Raw genomic sequence first — 19,318 nt, forward strand, 5'->3', positions numbered from 1 at the left:
CTTAGTTCGCGGCTTTTTGCCGGAAAACCTCGTACAGCAACACGCCGGTCGCGACCGATACATTCAGGCTTTCCACTTGGCCCACCATCGGTATCTTTACCAGAAAGTCGCAATGCTGGCGGGTCAGATGGCGCAGGCCGCTGCCTTCCGCGCCCATCACCAAAGCCAGCGGCATATCCAGTTTCATCTGGTAGACGGTTTGTTCGGCTTCGCCAGCCGCGCCCATGATCCAGACATTTTGGTCCTTGAACCAACGTAGCACCCGAGCCAGATTGGTGACCTGATAGACCGGCACCGTCTCGGCCGCGCCGCTGGCTACCTTGCACACGGTCGGCGTGATGCCGGCGGCATTGTCCTTGGTAACGACTACGCCATGCACGCCCACCGCGTCGGCGGTACGCAAGCACGCTCCGAGATTATGCGGGTCCTGGACTTGATCCAAAATCAAATAAAACGGCGTTTCGGTCAGCGCGTCGAAATCCTGTTTTAGCTGATCTTCGCTGCGCATCGCCGGCAATTCGACCGCGACCACGATGCCTTGGTGATTTTTGCCGTCGGCCATCCGCTCCAGCTTTTTGCGCTCGGTTTTCTCGGGATTGACACCCAACTCCGCCAAGGCGTCGAGCAGCGGTTTCAAGCGGGCATCCTGGCGTTGGCCGTCGATCCAGGCGCGGCGGATTTTGTCTGGAGAATGTTCCAAGGCGGCCTGCACGGCGTGCACGCCGAAAAGCTGAGTCAAACTCATGATTTACGGCGCCGTCTGGATCGGGTAGATTTTTTGGCGGGTTCGGACTTGGCGGACTTGCCCTTGCCCTCGGTCGTTTTGGCTTTGCTGGATTTGGCCTTTTTGGGTTTGGCGTTCTCGGCCTTCTTGCCGGCCTGAATCAATTCGAAGTCGATCTTTTTGTCGTCCAAATTGACCCGTACCACACGGATGCGCACCGCGTCGCCCAGCCGATAGCGCACGCCGGTTCGTTCGCCGTAAAGCTGATGCTTGCCGGAATCGAACTGGAAATAGTCGTTGTGCAAGGAGGCGATATGCACCAGGCCTTCGACGTAAACGGTCTGCAATTCGACGAAAAACCCAAAACCGGTGACCGACGAAATCACTCCGGCGAATTCCTCGCCGATCTTGTCCATCATGTACTCGCACTTCAACCAACTAATCACGTCGCGTGTGGCGTCGTCGGCCCGGCGCTCGTTAGCGGAACAATGCTCGCCCAAGGCCATCATGTCGGAGTAATTGTACGCAAAGCTATCCGGCGCCTTGCCGGCCAGTGCGTGGCGTATCGCCCGGTGCACCAGCAAATCCGGATAACGGCGGATCGGCGACGTGAAATGCGCGTAAGCGTCCAGCGCCAGGCCGAAATGGCCCTTGGTTTCCGGGCTGTACACCGCTTGCGACATCGAGCGCAGCAAGATGGTCTGGATCAGATGGGCATCCGTGCGGCCGGCCACCGATTCCAGCAAGTGCATGTAATCCAGCGGGGTCGGTTGAGCGTGGCCGCCGAGATGCAAACCCAGCTCGTTCAAAAAGGTCTTCAGCGCTAGTAATTTCTCTGGGCCTGGGCCGTCGTGTATCCTCAGCAGGCGCGGCAACTTTTTGCGGGTTAGGAATTTGGCCGCCGCGGTGTTGGCGGTAATCATGAATTCTTCGATCAATTTATGCGCGTCGTTGCGGACCAGCGGCACGATCTCGGCGATTTTGCGCTCGGGCCCGAACACGATCTTGGTTTCCTGGGTGTCGAAATCCATCGCCCCGCGCAGTTCCCGTTGCCGGCGCATGGCCTGGTACAGGCTGTACAGCGTTTGCAGATGCGGCACCAAATCCGCGTATTTCTTGGCCAGTTTTTGATCGCCGTCGACCAGTATTTTTGCGACTTCGCTGTAGGTTAGCCGGGCATGGGAACGCATCACGGCCTCGAAAAACCGCGAACGCACCACTAGGCCGTCCTCGCCGATCAGCAACTCGCAAACCATGCATAGCCGATCCACCTTGGGATTCAGCGAACACAAGCCGTTGGACAAAATCTCCGGCAGCATCGGGATGACTTTTTCCGGGAAATACACCGAGGTGCTGCGGTTTTTGGCTTCGTCGTCCAGCGCGGTACCCACCTTGACGTAGTGCGATACGTCGGCGATCGCCACCAATAACTTCCAGCCTTTCTTGGTTTTTTGGGCATACACCGCGTCGTCGAAATCGCGGGCGTCCTCGCCGTCTATCGTCACCAACGGCAGGTGGCGGACGTCTTCCCTGCCCTGCTTGGCCGATTCCGGCACTTCCGCCTGCAAGCCGCCAATCTCGGCCAGCAAAGCCTCCGGCCAATGGTTGGGTAGCTCGTGCGAACGGATCGCCATTTCGATTTCCATGCCGGGTGCCATATGCATGCCCAACACTTCGACGACCCGCCCCAAGGGCTGGTAGTGCGCGCTGGGTTGCTGGACGATTTCGGCGACGACGATCTGGCCGTTTTTGGCGCCACCGACATCCTCCTTGGCGATCAGGACCTCGTGAATGATTTTCTTGTTATCCGGCACGACGTAAGCGACGCGCCCCTCGGTGAAGAACCGGCCGACCACTTGGTGGGTATTGCGCTCCAGAATCTCGACGACGGCGGCTTCGCGGCGGCCCTTGCGATCGATGCCGGTTACCCTAACCGCGACCCTGTCGTTGTGCATCAGCGGCTTCATTTCCCTGGGCGACAAAAACAAATCGTCGCTGCCGTCTTCCGGTTTCAGAAAGCCGAAACCCTCGGGATGACCGAGTACCCGCCCGTTAATCAAGTTTTGACCGTTGCCGATCATGTATTTTTGCCGGCTGTTGAATACCAACTGGCCGTCGCGTTCCATCGCGCGCAAGCGCCGGCGCAGGGCTTCGAGAGCGTCGGCGGACTCTAACCCGAATTGTTGAGCGATTTGTTGACGCCGCAACGGCTTGCCGGTTTGCTGAACCAGCTGCAGTATCAGTTCGCGGCTGGGAATGGGATGTTCGTATTTTTCGGCTTCGCGCTCGGCGTAAGGATCGACGAACGTTTTGGAATCAGTGGGCTGATCGGAATTGGATGTCATTGATTAGTCGTTTCGGTGTCGGGTCATGCGGCCGGGGTCGCGCATGGGGCGCCCGGCAAACGGATGTTTCAAATAAAGTCATAGCCTTTCTTCTTGCCGTGGGCCGACGGGATATTTTCAAGTATCTGCCGACATTCGAATTGCCAATAGCCCAAGCCTATATTCTTCCGGCCATTCAAAATAATTGGAAAATTCTCGCTCCCCATGTACATCCGTAACAAGTCGCCATCCTTGAGCATGAAAGAATCCATGATAATAAAGCTTTTTTCGCCTTCTTGGTCCTTTGTACCATAAATCAGGGCTTTTTTGCGTTCGGCGTCGGGTTCGGCATCCAGCGCGTGATAAGCCACCGGAAACGCTTGATGGGCAATCACGACCAACTCGAACACCACTTTGCTGTCTTGCTTGGGCAGCAGAATCTTGCAAACCACGCCCAAGGCCCGCAGATGCGGCAAGCTATCGGTTTTTCTAAAACTGACCAAACTGCCGATCGACAACAAGCCTTCCTGCTGCAATACGCAGGACAAAGCCCGCTCGGATTCGCTGTGTGCCGGAATTTCCGGTGTCGCTTCATAGCCGGCGGCGATCCGGCCGGTATCCAGTAAATCGTGCGTCGCTTCCAGGCCGATGACTACGTAACGATCCAGCCGATCGGCGAAATAGACAGTCCCTTGCGGTTCCCTGCCCTGCCAGCGCTGCAGCAAATACTCGAACAGTTCCGGCGACAATTTGTTATGGCTGCCTGGATCGATGTCCAGCGAACTGAATCTGGCTTCGTCCTTGCCGCAGTATTTATCGGTCAACTTGTAGATCTTAACCAATTTGGTCAGATCCAAATACAATAGGGCCGCCTCGCCGCGTCGGTCCGCCGTCTTGGCGGCCGGCTGAAAGGCCGGGGCAAGGTCTTCGTCGATCGAAATCAGACATTGCACGGCTTGTCCGGCAACCGGTTTGGCTTCTATGTTCACCAAATCGCTAATCTTATCGATGAACTCGTAAACCAGTTGGAATTCCTTCTGCATCAGGCCGGACGGGTAGGCCAGACTGAGCAGCAAAATCTGCTTGTAACTGTCGGCGACCGAGGAATGCTTGGTAAACAGGCCGCGCTGGTCGGCGACCTTGGTATCGTCTTTGCCCAACTTCACCGCCAGTTTGTACAGCGAATGCAGATCTATCCAAATCCAGTCCGGAATCGGGTAACTCATCATGTACTGGCTGACGACGATGCGGCTCAATCCCTTGATGGTCCGCTGTATCGCCAAGGCCACGGTCTTGCCCTGCAGCCAGCCGACATCGCGCCGGGTCAGGTCCCTGACCACGCTCCAATAACCGATCGTAAACTGGCGCTCGACGACGCACACCAGCCCGAAAATTTTTTTCTCGATATCGCCTTTCGGAAAGCCGAATTTGATCAGACGCGACCGCAAATAATCGTCGATCAGAAAAAAACTGTCCCTGAGCTGCTCCAACGCTTGCAAGCGCTTGGCAGCCGGCATTTCCACCGAAATCAATTCGGACAGCAATTCCTGAAACAAACGAGCGGCCAGACCCGGATTGGCGGCGGGCAACTCGGCGATCCATTGTTGCAGGGCGGTTTCCGAGAAAGTCGCCAGCAAGCGGGGATCGTTTTTTTGTTCGGGTATGACCAGAAAAAAAGAGTTCTTCACGCAAAGTCCAAATTCAATACAACGGCGCTTCCAACCGTTGTCCGGCGAAACTCCGGCCGCCCGCGGTTGCTGACGGCCGCGCCGGCGGCACCAATCAGTACCATTCCAGGCGGGCCGATCGCGGCGAGCGCGGAGCCGACCGGGCGCGACTTGGGTTCATTAGAACAAACCTTCGTCGTCTAGCATTAAGTTCTGTAACGCGCCGATATCCCTTCTCAGTTGTTTACGGGCCAGCAGCTTTTGTTGCACGGCGTCCGGCAACTCGGTAAATATCACCAATTGTTTGGCCACCAAAACATCCACCAGATCGTCGATAACCCTAACCATATCGACATCGGTTTCGGTCAGCGCGCGCTTGGCCCGCATGCCCGCATCGCGGTAAAACGCGGCCAGTTCGGGATCGTCATCCGCCAGCCAATCGCCAGAGGCCCCGGTATCGTCGAGGCGCCGGATCGCCCCGGCGGTGTCTCGGGTGACGAACGGCATGTGCCGGTAAAAACGGCCTAGCGCGGCGAAATCGTCAGCGCGCCCAGCGTGACGCCGATGTCGATGCCTCGCCCCTTGCCGGATAAGGCCAACGAAATTTCGCCGCGCGTCAAGACTTGCGCGTCCACGGATTTGGTAGCGCCGGCGTGCCCTTCCAAGGCCACGAAGTTACCGTAGATCTCATTGAGATTTTTGACTTCCGAAAATACTCCGGTGCCTTCGATTTCCGATTTGCCTATCGTGAAGCCGATACTCTTGGACGCCAAGGCGACTTGGGCGCGCTGGCCGTTGCTGCAACTGATATTGCCGATACCGTCGTATTGTTTGTAGACCAGCGACCAGCCGCTCAATTTGTAGGTCATCGTGCAAGAGGTCAGCGGTCCCGCCGCGGCCGAGGCCGATAGCGCCGCGCATGCGATGCCCAGCACTAGCGGTAAATAGTTGAACGTTCCGATTTTCATTGTTTTCTCCACGTGTTAAACCCCAATTTCCAGCCGGCCACCCGCCGTCGAGTCAGCCGATTATAGTACAAAGCCGTTTCGCGCTCGGTCAGGGCAAGGCCCCCAAGGACAACACCGAGTTCAGGCCGTCGGCGGTTTCGGCTTGACTCAATTCCGGCGCCAAGATGTAAACCCGCCCTCGTTCGACCTTGCCCTGCATGGTGACGTATTGGGCGATGTGATTGGCCCGGTCCACCGCCAACTCGGTCAAGCGCTGCGGATCGGGATGAAAGATACCTTCCAGGCGCTGTTGAGCGACGCTGTAAAAATCTGCATTCGGATCGCTTTTCAAGCGTGGCTTGCCGAACAGGCCGCGATCCAATTCCTCGGGAAACACTTCGCCGAAAAACTTGGCCAGCAGACGCCGGTATTCGTCGTCCGACAACTCGAGATACTCATGGCGGATTTTCTGGCCCTGATCGCGCAACTCGCCGGATTTCATTTTTTTCAGAACATCCTTGACCGCATCGTAACGCATCGCCGGCCAATCCTGGGTTTCATAAGCCTTGCCCTTGATTTCCAGCGTCAATTCCGGTTTGGTGGTCAAGGCCTGCCCAAGTTGATCGAGTTTGGCGGACTCCTCGGCCGCCAGTTTGGCGCTACCCGGACCGAACTTTACGACACTGTAATCCTTATCCTCGCCGAGCAGTGCCCCAAACATCTTGAACGGCGAAGCCACCGCCTTGGCAATCAGATTGACCAATACGTCGCTAACTAGTGCCCCAAGGCTGAATTTCGGATCTTCCAGACTGCCGGAAATCGGGAAATCCAGATTGATCCGGCCGTCGGCGTCTTTCAGTAAGGCAATGGCCAGATGCAAGGGTAGCGACATCGCTTTCGGATTCTCGACGTGGTCGCCCAGCGCCAACTGATCGATGAACAATTTGTTCTGGACCTCCAATTGGCCCTTGCTGATTTTGTACTGTAAATCCAGCGCCATCTGGCCTTTTTCGATTTTATAGCCGGCGAATTCGGCCATGTAAGGCGTAATCAGCGGTAAGGGCATGTGGGTAAACTTCAGGCCGACATCGGTATTGCCGGTTTGGAATTGGTATTTGCCCTTGATATCGACCGACGCCAGATCGTAAACCTTGCCTTGCAAATCCAGTTGCGCGTAGGCGTCTTTCTCGGTCGAAAAACCGCTGACTTCGCCATTCAGGCGTTTCATTTCCGCGACGAAAGGCAAGATCAGCGAATAATCGGCGAAATCGGAGCGACCGTTTTTCATCTCGATTTTGCCGATGACCAATTTCGGTTCCGGGGATTTCACGTCCGGCTTGGTCGGTGCTTCCGCCACTTTTGACCCGTTTTGCTGAGCCGGCGACTTGACGACGCTGAGTTCGTCAACATTGGTCGTACCGTCTTTCTTGATGTTGAAGCGAAAATAGGGCCGTTCGAACACCACCCGGTCGATTTTAAAATCCTGCTGGTTCAGATCGATGTCGATGCCGGCTAGGGTCAGGTCCGACCACTTCAAGAAATCCTTATTCTTGATTTGATCGCGGGTTACCAGATTGTCGATGTTGGCGTTACCGGTAAAGGTAAGTTGAAATTGATCAGTGGTTGTCAGTTGCAGATTGCCGTCAAGATTGACGGCGCCATCCACCAGTTCCAGATTCAAATAGGGATCGAGATAAGCCTGAAACGGCTTGATCAGCAAGTTATCGAGCGTTACCTGCCACGCGGCACCGAAGGGTTGCAAAACGGTATCGCCGGCCAGTTTCAAGGACGCCTTTTGGTTAATACGGGTAGCGAAGGTCAACGGTAACTTGCCTGGATTGGCGCTATCGAAACCGCGCACCGCCAAGGCCAGTTCGGTCAACTCCAGCGTCACCGGCTTGGTCAGACTGTAATCGGTGAACTCGATGCGGTGATTGCTCAATGCCACGTCGTCGACCTTAACTCGCCAAGGTTTGGCGGGCTCCGCGGGCGTCGGGGGAGCGGCGGCCGGATTGGACGCGTTGGCGCTTGATTGGCCGGGCTCGGCAAACAAGGCTTGGTAGTTCACCACGCCATCGGCTTGCAGCCAAACTTGGATCGCCGCATCGTCGGCGGCGACTTTAGCGATGGTCAACTGCCGGTCCTGCAGATCGACGGCCACGCCGCTAAGCGTCAACGACGGCAAGTCCAGTAACGAGCGATGCTGGGCCGGCTCGCTGATCGCCCACTTTTTAAGGTCGATAACTCCGTTGTTTAGCGCCAAATTGACACCGCCGTCGTGCTGGCTCAGATGATAATCGGCGGTGACCGACAACTGGCCGGCGTCGATCGTAACCGGCAGCACGTCCTTCGGCGCCAATTTCAGCAATTTCGGGACGACGATACCCTCCACCCTTAGGCTGCCGGTCGAGACCAACGGCATCAACGTCAATTGTCCTTGCCAATTCAGCGTACCGCCGGACGCCAAGCCCACCGCCAAACGCCCGCTAGCGCCATTCTTTCCGTTGACGGTACCCAACTCGGCGACTTCCAACTGCAGCGGCATCAGCGTTTCGGCGGCATCCTCGCCGGCCAACGCGTCGCGCCAACGGATTTCGCCGGCATCGATCGCCAGCCGGTGAATCAACAGTGGCGGCGGCAAGTCTTCTTTAGCGGGCTCGGACGAAGGGTCCGGCTCGGCTTCGGCAGGCCGCAGATCGGCCAAATTCAAGCGGCCGTCGGCGCGGCGCTCCAGGTTGATGGTCGGCTTGCCGAATTCGATCGCCGTTACCGCCAAACCGCGCATGCCTAGCGACTCCATCGCCTGAATATCCAGAACCAGACTCTCCAAACCGAGTAAATCCTTGCCGTCGGCACCCGTCAAACGTATCCCCCGCAACTCGGCCCGCCATTCGAAAGGATCGAAGGCCACCGTCTCGATGCCGAACTGAGCGCCGGTGGCCTGGTGAACGATTTCGGGCAAGCGGGTTCTCGCCCAATAGGGCAAAACATAGTATCCGGCCGCCGCATACAAACCGACCAAGCCGACCAGCGTGCCGCCTATCCAATACCCGGTGGAGCGTTTCAGGACCATGGCACCCCCGTGTTAATGCAGTCGATTCAGAAATTCGGCGTCGATGCGACAGCCGCCGAGATCGGGATAATCGGCCAGATTCTGTTCGAAATCGCGAAACGACGGATGCTGAAACGCCAAACGCACGATGCGGCCCTGAGCCAGTTCGAATTCGAGCGCGCCGCCTTTGTCGCGAGGACTGCCCGGCTTGGTGGCGAACAATAGAATGCCGATATGGGCCAGCGGCTGACCTTGTTCCTGGGCCGGCCTAGCGCAACTGTAACTATCGACGTTCAGACCGGCGAACACGCCGGCCAATTGCGCGGCACTAACGACCACGCCTTCGTCGGGAATCGGCGGTAGTTGCAGCAAGGTTTCCAGGCCGAAATTACTCAAATGGTTTTGCAGCAATACGCTACCGTTGCCGGCCTTTTCGGTATTCAATAGCGGATACAGTTGACGGGCCACTTCATCCTTATCCGGGCTTTTCAGGGCCGCCAGCAATTGTCGGCCCGCCGACTGCACCGGATTCAAGATGCCTTCCTTCTTTTGCCTAGAACTGGCCAGCGCATCCCAGTCCTGCTCGGTATTGACCGCCAGACGCATGCTCTTCATGACCCAATAATCTTCCGGCGCCAAACAGCCGGAAAAGTTGGTGGAACGGTATTGCTCCAACAATTTGGGTCGGATTTCATCGGTCATCGCCCGCTGCATCGAGATATTGAAATTCTTCCAATCCGGCGATTTATTCAGAAAGTAGTAGAGCAAGGCGTTGCGGTCGAATTTATTGAACCCCAAGTCCTTCATGACCAGTTTCAGCCGCCGGCACTGAGTCTCGACATCGCTGTAATCCCGCCAATCCGGTTGCAGATTCGGCCGATCGGCGGCATCGATTTGAGCCAGCAATTGCTGGAGACGCTGTTCGCCGTTGGCTGTTTGTATCGGCGCCCGCCACAGTTCTTCCAGAGACAGGTCGTGAGCGTCCGGCGTCGCGTCGCCAACGGTTTTCAGCAGCAGGGACGACACCAATTCCGGATAAATCCGCAATTCGCCCAGCATCTTGGTTTCCGACGACCAAATGTTCCAACCGCCTTCGAGCACTTCGTAAACCGGCAAGCGGGTTTGATTGAGACCTGCGCTGTCGGCGTTAAGTACGACGCCGGCCGGCAGCGTGTGGGTCTCGGAACTGAGCTTGCCGGCCGGCGTCGGCGCTTTCGCGACGACGGGCGGATTGCTTTCCACCCAATTGCCGGCCAACTTCCCCATCACCGCCATGCCGGTACCGACGCCGGTCAACGCGAACAAACCGCTGGCGGTGTTCAGATCCTCGACCAGCTGCGACAGATTAGACTCGTGGCTGTTACTGGTCAGAAAGCGGTATTCAATCTGGGTGTCCTTGGCCGAATCCAAGCGTAACCACGGCGTCAAATTGGCCTTTTTGGTCTCCAGTTTGAAATTGCACCGCCCGGTCGTCGCCTGATAAAGAAATCCGCTGGCTTCGCGCTGCAGCTTCAAGGCGTCGTTATGCACCGCGAACACGACGGCGGCCGACAAATCGCCGTTTTCGTAATGACCGCCCATTTCATTGCAACCGCCTTTCAATGCGCTGTCGCCCTTGAACTCGAACTCAGACAGCCACTGCACGTAGTAATCGTCGCCGGAAACCGTCGTTTGCCCTCGCAACGGCTTGACGGCTACCGATTCGGTTTTCGGATAATCCACCGCCAATTGCCGAGTGGTGGCGCAACCGACCAGCAATCCACTGGCCAGCACCGCTTGCGCGATTATGAAAAAACAGCGTTGCGACATTCAAAAACCTTTTGGAATCTTGCGTGGGTGAAAGCGTACCGGAAAACTAAACGCCGGTTCTTAGGCCGAACTTAACGCCCGGCCGCCGTTTGACAAACACCGGCTTATTCCGGCGCGCGCACAACGCTGGAATAATAAAGTCTTGCGGGAAGTGTGGCTATCGTTTTGTTGAACGAGGTCCGGTCAAGCCGAACCCTCTTTGAAACGATGAATTTGCCGGCGTTGCTTTTTGTTGGGTTTGAAGGGACGCTCCGAGACTGGGAACGCGGCTTGCTGCTGTTTGTGCAATTCCACCAATTGTTGCCGTTTGGCGGCGCTGGCCGCGTCTTCGACATACAATTGGGCCGCCTCTTGGGCCGGACGGCGTTGCCGATTCAAACCGGTGACAAGAATATCCCAGGTATACTGATCCTTGGTGATGCTGATGCGATCGCCGAGCCGAACATCCCGGCTGGGCTTGCAGCGCTGGCCGTTGACATGCACCTTTCCGCCGCTGACCGCGTCGGACGCCAAGCCGCGGGTCTTGAAAAACCGTGCGGCCCATAGCCATTTATCGATACGGAGTTCGTCTTGCTCACTCAACGGGCAAACCGCTCTCAGCCCAAGCCTTGAAACCGCCGGCCATGCTGACCGTCGCCGAATAACCCATCTGCTGCAATACCTGAGTCGCCAACGCCGACCTGCCGCCTCCCTGGCAATACACCACGGTCGGGGCTTGTTGCCGACCTTGGAAAGCGGGATGTCCGCCAATTTGGAATTCAAGTACGCCACGTGGAATATTGACCGCACCCGGCAAATGGCCGGCGGCAAATTCGTTGGGCTCGCGGACATCCAGAATCAAATTTGTCGTCAAGCGTTCGCGAGCGGCGGCGACGTCGATCTCCGAAATCTGCTGCTTGGCGGCGGCGACTAAATCTTGCGCGGTAATAGCCATACGGTTCCTCGTTGGGCTGATTAAGTTAGGCTTCCATGTGCTTCTTCAATTCCTTGGGAATAGAGAATACCACTTTTTCCTCTATACCTTTATTCTCGCGGACCAGGGTGTCGGCGCCGCCCCAAGCTTTCAATTGATCGATCACTTCCTGTACCAACACTTCCGGCGCCGACGCGCCGGCTGTGACGCCGACGACATCCACGCCCGACAACCATTCCTGTTTCAGGTCGCGGTACGTATCAATCAAGTGCGCGGATTTGCCGAGCTGTTCGGCGATTTCCCGCAAACGGTTGGAATTCGAACTGTTGGGCGAGCCGACCACCAAAATCAGATCGGAAATTTTCGCCAGATCGTGCACCGCATCCTGACGGTTTTGGGTGGCATAGCATATGTCGTCTTTTTTCTGCTCCTTGATCGACGGAAAATGCTCGCGTAGCGCGTCGACCATCACCTTGGTGTCGGTCATCGACAACGTCGTTTGCGTGACATAGGCCAGATTATCCGGATTATTGACTTTGAGGTTTTTAACGTCATCCGGCGTTTCCACCAAATAGATATTGCCGTGCTCGGTGCATTTTTCGTACTGCCCCATCGTGCCTTCCACCTCCGGATGTCCGGCGTGGCCGATCAGAATCACTTCCCGGTCCTGCTTGGCATGCTTGGCGACCTGCATGTGAACTTTGGTCACCAACGGGCAGGTGGCATCGAACACCGTCAATTGTCGCTCGTCGGCTTCGCGCTGCACCTGCTTGGAAACCCCGTGCGCGCTGAACACCAGATAGGAGCCGACCGGCACATCGCTCAAATCCTCGATAAACACCGCGCCTTTTTCCTTTAATCCGTCGACCACGGTCCGGTTGTGCACGACCTCATGACGCACATAAATTGGTGCGCCGAAGGTATCGATGGCTTGATCGACGATTTCAATGGCCCGGTCCACGCCGGCACAGAATCCACGAGGGTTTGCGAGTACGATTTGCATATTCTTGAGTGTTTTACTAGGTTAAGGCATTGGAATTCTAATCCAATTTTGTCTCGGCGACGATAATTCCATCGCTATCGGCATAGAGGTAATGATCTTTTTTGAAATTGACCCCGGCAAACGTGATCATCACGTCACGGTCGCCTTGACCATGCTTACGACTACGCATTGGATGGGTATTCAGGGCCATTACGCCGATCGGCAGTTGCGCCAACAGTTCCGCGCCGCGCACGCAACCGTAGACGATGATGCCGCTCCAGCCGTTTTCGATCGCCAGAGCTGCCAAGGTATCACCGAACAAGGCACAACGCTTGCCGCCACCGCCATCGATCACCAACACCTTCTCGTTGCCATCTTCCTCCAATGCGCTACGCACCAAGGAATTGTCCTCGAAAACCTTCAGCGTGGCGATTCGCCCGCAAAACCGTTGGCGCCCGCCGAAATGGCGCAGCATGGGTTCGGCGACCTGGAAATTCTCCGCATCGCCGAAGCGATCGCATAAATCGGCGGTCAGAAATGCCAAATCGGCCTCCAAGTCCATCAAAAATAACGCGCCAGCAAGCCGTAGCGACAGTCTTCGCTAGGCAAGGGAATTCGCACTTCGTAACCGCCGCCCAAGGCCTCTTGCATCGGATTGCCGTATTTATCCAACATCCGATCGACAACGATATCCCGATTGCCGCCCGGCAAAATCATTTCCAACCGATCGCCAACCGCGAATTTGTTTTTGACGCTGACATCGGCCAGACCGGTGTCGGAATCGTAGGCGGTGATTTCGCCGCAAAACTGTTGCTGATGGCTCTTGGAATAACCGGACAGATAATTCTGATGCTCGTGCGTATGATGACGCTGATAAAAACCATCGGTGTAACCGCGACTGGCCAGATTGTCCAGAACACCCAGCAATTGCGGCTGAAACGGCCGGCCGGCCAGCGCGTCGTCAATCGCCTGACGGTAAGTCTGCGCAGTACGCGCCACGTAAAAATGCGATTTGGTCCGCCCTTCGATTTTCAGGCTATCCACGCCGATCTCCACCAAACGCTGCACGTGTTCGATAGCGCGCAGGTCCTTGGAGTTCATGATATAAGTGCCGTTCTCGTCCTCCATGACCGGCAACAACTCGCCGGGCCGACCTTCTTCCTCGAGAAAATAAATCTGATCGGCCAGCGGATGACGCTCGGCACCACCGCAGCTCGCGCCACTCAATCCGTGACTGAGATCGTTCATCGACAACACCGGCCTGTCCGCCAACACGTAATCGCCTTCGGCGGTTTCGTCGGCCGGCTTGGTGTCGTATTTCCAACGGCAGGAATTGGTACAAGTCCCCTGATTGGGATCTCGATGGTTGAAATAGCCGGACAACAGGCAACGCCCGGAATAGGCGATGCACAACGCACCGTGCACGAACACCTCCAACTCCATGTCGGGACATTGCTGGCGAATCTCGGCGATTTCGTCCAACGACAATTCCCGCGACAGAATGATCCGCTCCACGCCCATGCGTTGCCAAAATTTGACGCTGGCATAGTTCACGGTATTTGCCTGGACCGACAAGTGCACCGGCATGTCAGGCCATTGTTCGCGGGTCATCATGATCAGGCCTGGATCGGCCATGATCAGCGCGTCCGGCCCCATCGCGATAATCGGTTGCATGTCCTTGACGAACGTCTTCACCTTGGCGTTATGCGGAATGACGTTGGCGGCCAAGTAAAATTTCTTGCCGATCGCATGTGCCTCGGCTATCCCCTTCGCCAGATTGTCCGCTAGGAAATCGTTATTTCGTACCCGCAAGCTGTAACGCGGCTGCCCGGCATAAACCGCGTCGGCGCCGAACGCGAACGCATAACGCATGTTCCGAATCGTGCCGGCCGGGGAAAGAAGTTCGACGTGTTTCATGTCCATCTCAAAAATCAGGTGAGAGGCATTTTAACAAATTATCCCAACCCACATCCAAAGAGGGTTCTCGACAATCCACGCGGATCACGCTTTGCGGTTTGCCAGCAACTCGCGATAAATATCCAGATAGGCCTCAACCATGCGCTCGGCAGTGAAATGTTGCCAATATCTAGCCTCGGCCGCGGCACCCATTTTCGCGACTTCCTCGGGATGCTCCCACAGATAAGTCATCGCCTGTCTAAGTGCTATCGGATCGCTGGGCGGTACGACCATTCCGGTTTCACCACCGATGTTGATAAACGTCGTGCCGGTGCCGATTTCGCTGGAAATCATCGGCTTGCCGAACATCGCGCCTTCCAGTAGAGAGATGCCAAACGCCTCGGAGCGCAGATGGGAAGGGAACACCACCGCATAGCACAGAGCCAGCAAGGCCACTTTATCCTCATCCGGCAAGTGCCCCAGAAAGTGCACATTACTCAAGCCCAACCGCGCCGCTTGGGCCTTCAATTCTTGCTCGATCGGCCCCGCTCCGACGATCACCACCGGATAATCGACACCCCGCATGGCTTCCAACAAGATGTGTAAACCCTTGTAGTAGCGCAACACGCCGACGAACATAAAAAACCGTGGAGCCAAACGCTCCCGCCACGCCTGTATGTTTTCTGTCGAAGGTTCCGGATAGCTGGCTTTGTCTAAACCGATTGGAATGACCCGAACTTTATCGGCAAACGTTTCCAATACGTCACTGGTCGCGAAGTAATTCGGTGACGTCGCGACGATCCTGTCGACGCTACCTAAAAACCGCCGCTTGAGCGGGCGATAAAGCTTCAACAGATTCCGTTGTCGAATGATGTCTGAATGGTAGGTTAATACAGTGGGTTTGTTGACGGCCGTCGCAAAATGCACAACGTCCATGAACGGCCAAGGGAAGTGATAATGAACGATGTCGGCCTTCCTGGCCAGTTGGGCAAACCGTAGGAGGGCCGATACCGAGATGCTGGTCGACGCAATTTGCAAATCCATTCGAGCCCGGTGCGCCAAATAGCCTTCGATCACAACCGTGCGATCCACTTTCTCCGGCGTTAACGACAATACGTCAACCTGCACACCGCGCATACTAGCGCCTCTGGCGATTTGGTGGATGAGTTGTTCCACCCCTCCCATCGTGTCCGGAAACGCCGTCTTGTAAAAATGTAAAACTCTCATTCCGTAAATTATGCACCGTTATCGAGTAACGAGCATAATCGTTCGAGAAACTTTTCTTCGGAAAAGCCCGCCGCCCGTCCTTCGCAAGCTGCACGCATCGACGCCGCACGTTCGCGACTCATCGCGACGACCGCATCGGCAATTTGCCCGGGACTCGGGTCGGCCGGCAGCAAAAACCCGGTTTCATTATTGACAATAGTTTCCAGCATGCCACCTTCGGCAACGCCAATGACCGGCTTGCCGGCGGCCATCGCTTCGACGGCCGACATTCCAAAATCCTCATCCAACGGAATGTAAATACAAGCCCTGGCGTTGCCAATCAATTCGATCAAACCCGCTTCGCTCAACCAACCGGTGAAATGAATATTGTCGGCACCTTCAGCAAGCCGCTGCAAATAAGCCAACTGCGATCCGCCGGAAGCAACCACCAGGCGCTGACCCGGCAAACCCATAAATGCCCGCACTACCCGCTCGACCCGCTTGTTCGGCTCCAAGCGACCCAGCGACAAAAAATAATCGCCGGCCGACTGCCAACGAAAAGCGTCAACGTTAATCGGCGGATACAAAATCTCGGCCTTGAGTCCGGTTTGCCGATAAATCCTCCGTTGCACATGCGCCGAGTTGGTCAGAATCAAATCCATCCGCGCGACCGACTGCAGATACGCCTGACGATAGAGGTTTATCAGCAAACTCACCGCCCAACGCAAAACTGAGGGTGCGCGCTGCAAATACTCGTCTTTGCGGTCGAATGCGAAGCGCGGCGGTGTATGGCAATAATATACCCGTTGCCCCGCGCGCTGAGAACGAACCGCCAACGGCGCGTAAATCCCGCTATAAATAACCAACTCGGCCTGTCGAACCGTCGGCAACCGCCTCGCGAAAGTCCAAAGGGCTTGCGCAATTCTTGGCCAACGCGTTTGGCAAGAAAGCACTTGGATGTCGACACCACTGGTGTCGGCACTGTCCGTGTAATCCGGATATAGCGCCGACACCGCCAAACCGAAGCCCGGCAAGCCTTTGGCCATCGCAACCACCAAACGCTCGGCGCCACCGTTTACCTGCATGTAGTCGTGCAAAATCCATCGGCGCGGGGTATGCTCCGCTAGCGGCCCACTCATGTGTCGTAAATAAACGGTTTTCCGTTCAATATCCCATCGCAAATCAAGTCAAGTCCAGGATCGGCCCCCGGCATCAATTGCTCCAGCCTGGTGACATTGACTTTATATGGACCGAAACGCGAGATCGGCGCCAGACACTTCAACGGTATCATTCGCCTGAAAAAGAAATGATATGCGTACTTGCGCGCCAATTCGACTTGTTCCGGCGGCAAGCGCCTGGCCAACGGCAAGCTTTCCAACACTTGGCGATACTGATCCGGATCGGAAACGTCGATTGTAAAACCTTTACCGCGACACCACGCTTCGCCGGCAACGACGACCGGCAAGCCGGTGCAAGCCAATTCCAGCGCCGTTTTCGTGCCAAAGACCAAGGCGCTATCGCATAACGACATCAGCGCATAGGTAGAGATCTTATCCTCGGGCAACACCAGTTTGATATGATCGGGCAACGAACCGTAACGGACCGCAATCTCGTCAGCCACTTTTTGCCTGGACGGCACGGTACCTTTGACTTCGGCGGGATGAACTCTAATGACCCATTGCATATCCGGGCGCGAGATAAAGTAGTCGATACTGGCGAACAGCCATTCCAGCATGGATGGAAACGCCGACTGCCGAAAATGCAATTGCGCGTCCCAAATCACGTTCGTCAGCAAGCCGACGATGGGCTTGCCGCGTTCCAACCCCAGCCAGTCGGCAATCCGACTGCTATCCAACTCCGCGGCTGACTGGAAGCTGATCCAATCGTTGCCGCCTGTCCAACGACTATGCAAATAACCCATGATTGCTTGTTCCTTGTCCTCGGACCAAGCCAAATCATTCCAATACTCGGCCGGCTCGTCGATCATGGTGTAATGATAAGTGTCTGCGTGGCTAAACAACACTGTGCACTTGCGGTATGCTGGACCCCAATTAACGACCCTAACGCCAGCTTCGCGGCAAACCTCGCCAACGATGCCTTGCGGCACGTAAATGCCGTGATGGAATACTGCGATGTCGGGTTTATTATCCAGGATCAACCTATTTAATACGCTAGATGTAATTCTGGCAGCATTTAAATACCTATCCAAGACTCGCTCGGCGCCAAGACCGTCAGGCAAGGTACCCCGTCCATAAAAACGCAATGCTCCTGCAAGCGAGTGTTTGGCAAACGCGGGAGAATCCGGTATGGCGCGAAGAGTTTCGTCTGGGTTCATGTACTGACTGTAGTACACAAGCGGTAATTCCAGCGGCTGAAGCATATATCTAGCGGGCTTATAGCAACTTCGACAAATTTCCGAATTTACCCGCATTGTGACAAACCGCTTTTCAGATAGCCATTGGCTATCACACTCTTGGCACGCTGGCAATACGCCATCGCAGAGCAAAAAACGCACTTTGGCCCCTCGTAGCGTGAGAGCTACACCAAGAACGCTTTCCAATCCACTGCACGGCCAGTTGGCTCCGGTACTGGTGGCTACTAACACAGTCGGACCACTAGACGATCTTTTCAAAACCGCTTTCCATTCGGTTAAATCGTTCAACCATGACCAATTGGGCCGAATACCGGTATGAGGCCGAAGCGAACGCAGCAACCGCTGCGCCAAAACTGATTTAAATAAATTTCCCACAACTCTGTCCCACTTCTATTGGGGCAGATTCACTCTTCTAATACTGGAAATTGCGAAACTCTCGATTGCTCCATAACCAAACCGAGCACGATAATCTTGCTGCAATTCGTCAGGCTCCCATTCAATGACAACATCCTCTTTTCGATAGGGATAAGTTAAGGGATTATTAACATAACTGGCTTCTCCAATGTCCGACATTTTTCTCTGCATCCGATTCACATTGTAAAACAACGCACCTGCGGAACAAACTCGATAAATCTGATTCAAATAATAATTTCGGGTTTCAATATTCATTTCCATCATTGAATTAAAATTCAATGCCACGTCAATAGTGGCAGACGAAACGAACTCTATCGCTGTTGTTTCCAAGAAAAAAAGTCCAGGGGCGGAATTGTCAGCGACAGAATTTAAAGACGCCTGAAGCATGGGAAAGCTGGAGGTTAAATTAGCCGACGAAGTTAACAGCATCTCTGAAAGATCGACGACAAAGTAACGCAGACTTGGATTGTCGTTAATAAGTAATCGTGCAAAAAAACCCGAACCAGCACCGATTTCAAGGATCGAGACAATGGGCTTATGAGGCAAAAAGGATTTAAGTTTTCGGTAATACCACCAATGGCGAATTGTGGTCATCGATGAAATCAAACCGTGTTCCCTAACAGCTGAAAGATACTCCTCTAGCAATTTTTTTCGCCACAAGAACCACAAACCACCAATGTGCTCGACGTCTCGCTTTTCGCCAGGAAGTGACGCGTGAAAACTTTTTTGCTGTTTAGGCAAGACATTGGTAGCAAAATCAATCAGCATCTCGGTATTTAGCGACTGAGAAACCCTCTCTTGATCATAAGCCAATGCTTGCAAAATAGATTCGATTTGTTCGCTCGTAATGTTTGATAAATCACTATCAAAATCCGAAAGGCAAGGCGCGAGCCTCTCTAGCTGATATCGCCAAAAAGCATTAATAGATCTATCCGAGGCGAGTCCCTTCCGTTGAATATTATCTAATAACTCCTTGAATATTTCCAAATTCACAGTTGTCCTCCCGAACA

The 19,318-nt window shown here is 55.2% G+C and carries 16 protein-coding genes; all 16 read right to left on the reverse strand.

The features are described 5' to 3' along the window. Nucleotide 1 precedes the first annotated feature (1 nt). Nucleotides 2-745 carry a 23S rRNA (guanosine(2251)-2'-O)-methyltransferase RlmB gene (gene rlmB, locus A1355_RS18695; protein ID WP_064030794.1) on the reverse strand — a complete coding sequence of 248 codons (744 nt, stop codon included), beginning with the start codon at nucleotides 743-745 and terminating at the stop codon, nucleotides 2-4. Beyond that, complete coding sequence (gene rnr, locus A1355_RS18700) at nucleotides 742-3,069, reverse strand: ribonuclease R (protein ID WP_064030795.1); 2,328 nt, start codon at nucleotides 3,067-3,069, stop codon at nucleotides 742-744. Before rnr ends, rlmB begins: the two co-directional genes overlap by 4 nt. Nucleotides 3,070-3,137: 68 nt before the next feature. Beyond that, the gene (locus A1355_RS18705; RefSeq protein ID WP_064030796.1) at nucleotides 3,138-4,736 is read right to left on the reverse strand and encodes a hypothetical protein; all 1,599 of its coding nucleotides are present in this window, start codon (nucleotides 4,734-4,736) and stop codon (nucleotides 3,138-3,140) included. A 159-nt stretch (nucleotides 4,737-4,895) separates the two neighbouring features. Then, nucleotides 4,896-5,222 (reverse strand): hypothetical protein, encoded by a 327-nt coding sequence (locus tag A1355_RS18710; RefSeq protein ID WP_064030797.1) that lies wholly within the window; start codon nucleotides 5,220-5,222, stop codon nucleotides 4,896-4,898. Between the two features lie 17 nt (nucleotides 5,223-5,239). Further along, entirely contained in the window at nucleotides 5,240-5,683 is a 444-nt protein-coding gene (locus A1355_RS18715) for a DUF1134 domain-containing protein (RefSeq protein WP_064030798.1), read from the reverse strand. Between the two features lie 88 nt (nucleotides 5,684-5,771). Further along, on the reverse strand, nucleotides 5,772-8,735 hold the full coding sequence (locus A1355_RS18720; protein ID WP_064030799.1) for a DUF748 domain-containing protein: 2,964 nt from the start codon (nucleotides 8,733-8,735) through the stop codon (nucleotides 5,772-5,774). 12 nt (nucleotides 8,736-8,747) lie between these two features. Next, nucleotides 8,748-10,523 (reverse strand): hypothetical protein, encoded by a 1,776-nt coding sequence (locus A1355_RS18725; RefSeq protein ID WP_064030800.1) that lies wholly within the window; start codon nucleotides 10,521-10,523, stop codon nucleotides 8,748-8,750. A 183-nt stretch (nucleotides 10,524-10,706) separates the two neighbouring features. Further along, a complete protein-coding gene (locus A1355_RS18730) occupies nucleotides 10,707-11,105 on the reverse strand; it encodes an RNA-binding S4 domain-containing protein (RefSeq protein ID WP_064030801.1) in 399 nt (132 codons plus the stop codon). Next, on the reverse strand, nucleotides 11,098-11,457 hold the full coding sequence (locus tag A1355_RS18735; RefSeq protein ID WP_064030802.1) for a rhodanese-like domain-containing protein: 360 nt from the start codon (nucleotides 11,455-11,457) through the stop codon (nucleotides 11,098-11,100). Before A1355_RS18735 ends, A1355_RS18730 begins: the two co-directional genes overlap by 8 nt. A 25-nt stretch (nucleotides 11,458-11,482) precedes the next feature. Further along, nucleotides 11,483-12,439 carry a 4-hydroxy-3-methylbut-2-enyl diphosphate reductase gene (ispH, locus tag A1355_RS18740; protein ID WP_064030803.1) on the reverse strand — a complete coding sequence of 319 codons (957 nt, stop codon included), beginning with the start codon at nucleotides 12,437-12,439 and terminating at the stop codon, nucleotides 11,483-11,485. 37 nt (nucleotides 12,440-12,476) lie between these two features. Continuing rightward, the gene (gene rraA / locus A1355_RS18745) at nucleotides 12,477-12,962 is read right to left on the reverse strand and encodes a ribonuclease E activity regulator RraA (RefSeq protein WP_064030886.1); all 486 of its coding nucleotides are present in this window, start codon (nucleotides 12,960-12,962) and stop codon (nucleotides 12,477-12,479) included. A gap of 17 nt (nucleotides 12,963-12,979) precedes the next feature. Then, nucleotides 12,980-14,335: a tRNA 5-hydroxyuridine modification protein YegQ gene (yegQ, locus tag A1355_RS18750; RefSeq protein WP_064030887.1), complete on the reverse strand. Its 1,356-nt coding sequence runs from the start codon at nucleotides 14,333-14,335 to the stop codon at nucleotides 12,980-12,982. 84 nt (nucleotides 14,336-14,419) lie between these two features. Next, the gene (locus tag A1355_RS18755; RefSeq protein WP_064030804.1) at nucleotides 14,420-15,541 is read right to left on the reverse strand and encodes a glycosyltransferase family 4 protein; all 1,122 of its coding nucleotides are present in this window, start codon (nucleotides 15,539-15,541) and stop codon (nucleotides 14,420-14,422) included. A gap of 8 nt (nucleotides 15,542-15,549) precedes the next feature. Next, nucleotides 15,550-16,659 carry a glycosyltransferase gene (locus A1355_RS18760; protein WP_064030805.1) on the reverse strand — a complete coding sequence of 370 codons (1,110 nt, stop codon included), beginning with the start codon at nucleotides 16,657-16,659 and terminating at the stop codon, nucleotides 15,550-15,552. Continuing rightward, on the reverse strand, nucleotides 16,656-17,543 hold the full coding sequence (locus tag A1355_RS18765; protein ID WP_157197950.1) for a capsule biosynthesis protein: 888 nt from the start codon (nucleotides 17,541-17,543) through the stop codon (nucleotides 16,656-16,658). The genes A1355_RS18760 and A1355_RS18765 overlap by 4 nt, the downstream gene beginning before the upstream one ends. A 741-nt stretch (nucleotides 17,544-18,284) precedes the next feature. Continuing rightward, nucleotides 18,285-19,301 (reverse strand): putative sugar O-methyltransferase, encoded by a 1,017-nt coding sequence (locus A1355_RS18770; RefSeq protein ID WP_064030806.1) that lies wholly within the window; start codon nucleotides 19,299-19,301, stop codon nucleotides 18,285-18,287. Nucleotides 19,302-19,318 lie beyond the last annotated feature (17 nt).

The organism is Methylomonas koyamae (assembly GCF_001644025.1).
In the GTDB taxonomy this organism is placed as follows: domain Bacteria; phylum Pseudomonadota; class Gammaproteobacteria; order Methylococcales; family Methylomonadaceae; genus Methylomonas; species Methylomonas koyamae_A.

What these genes read in the sequence shown, in the direction of transcription:
- rlmB (WP_064030794.1), bottom strand. Translation starts at nt 745, where the DNA reads ATGAGTTTGACTCAGCTTTTCGGCGTGCACGCCGTGCAGGCCGCCTTG.
- rnr (WP_064030795.1), bottom strand. Translation starts at nt 3,069, where the DNA reads ATGACATCCAATTCCGATCAGCCCACTGATTCCAAAACGTTCGTCGAT.
- A1355_RS18710 (WP_064030797.1), bottom strand. Translation starts at nt 5,222, where the DNA reads ATGCCGTTCGTCACCCGAGACACCGCCGGGGCGATCCGGCGCCTCGAC.
- A1355_RS18715 (WP_064030798.1), bottom strand. Translation starts at nt 5,683, where the DNA reads ATGAAAATCGGAACGTTCAACTATTTACCGCTAGTGCTGGGCATCGCA.
- A1355_RS18720 (WP_064030799.1), bottom strand. Translation starts at nt 8,735, where the DNA reads ATGGTCCTGAAACGCTCCACCGGGTATTGGATAGGCGGCACGCTGGTC.
- A1355_RS18725 (WP_064030800.1), bottom strand. Translation starts at nt 10,523, where the DNA reads ATGTCGCAACGCTGTTTTTTCATAATCGCGCAAGCGGTGCTGGCCAGT.
- A1355_RS18735 (WP_064030802.1), bottom strand. Translation starts at nt 11,457, where the DNA reads ATGGCTATTACCGCGCAAGATTTAGTCGCCGCCGCCAAGCAGCAGATT.
- ispH (WP_064030803.1), bottom strand. Translation starts at nt 12,439, where the DNA reads ATGCAAATCGTACTCGCAAACCCTCGTGGATTCTGTGCCGGCGTGGAC.
- yegQ (WP_064030887.1), bottom strand. Translation starts at nt 14,335, where the DNA reads ATGAAACACGTCGAACTTCTTTCCCCGGCCGGCACGATTCGGAACATG.
- A1355_RS18755 (WP_064030804.1), bottom strand. Translation starts at nt 15,541, where the DNA reads ATGAGAGTTTTACATTTTTACAAGACGGCGTTTCCGGACACGATGGGA.
- A1355_RS18760 (WP_064030805.1), bottom strand. Translation starts at nt 16,659, where the DNA reads ATGAGTGGGCCGCTAGCGGAGCATACCCCGCGCCGATGGATTTTGCAC.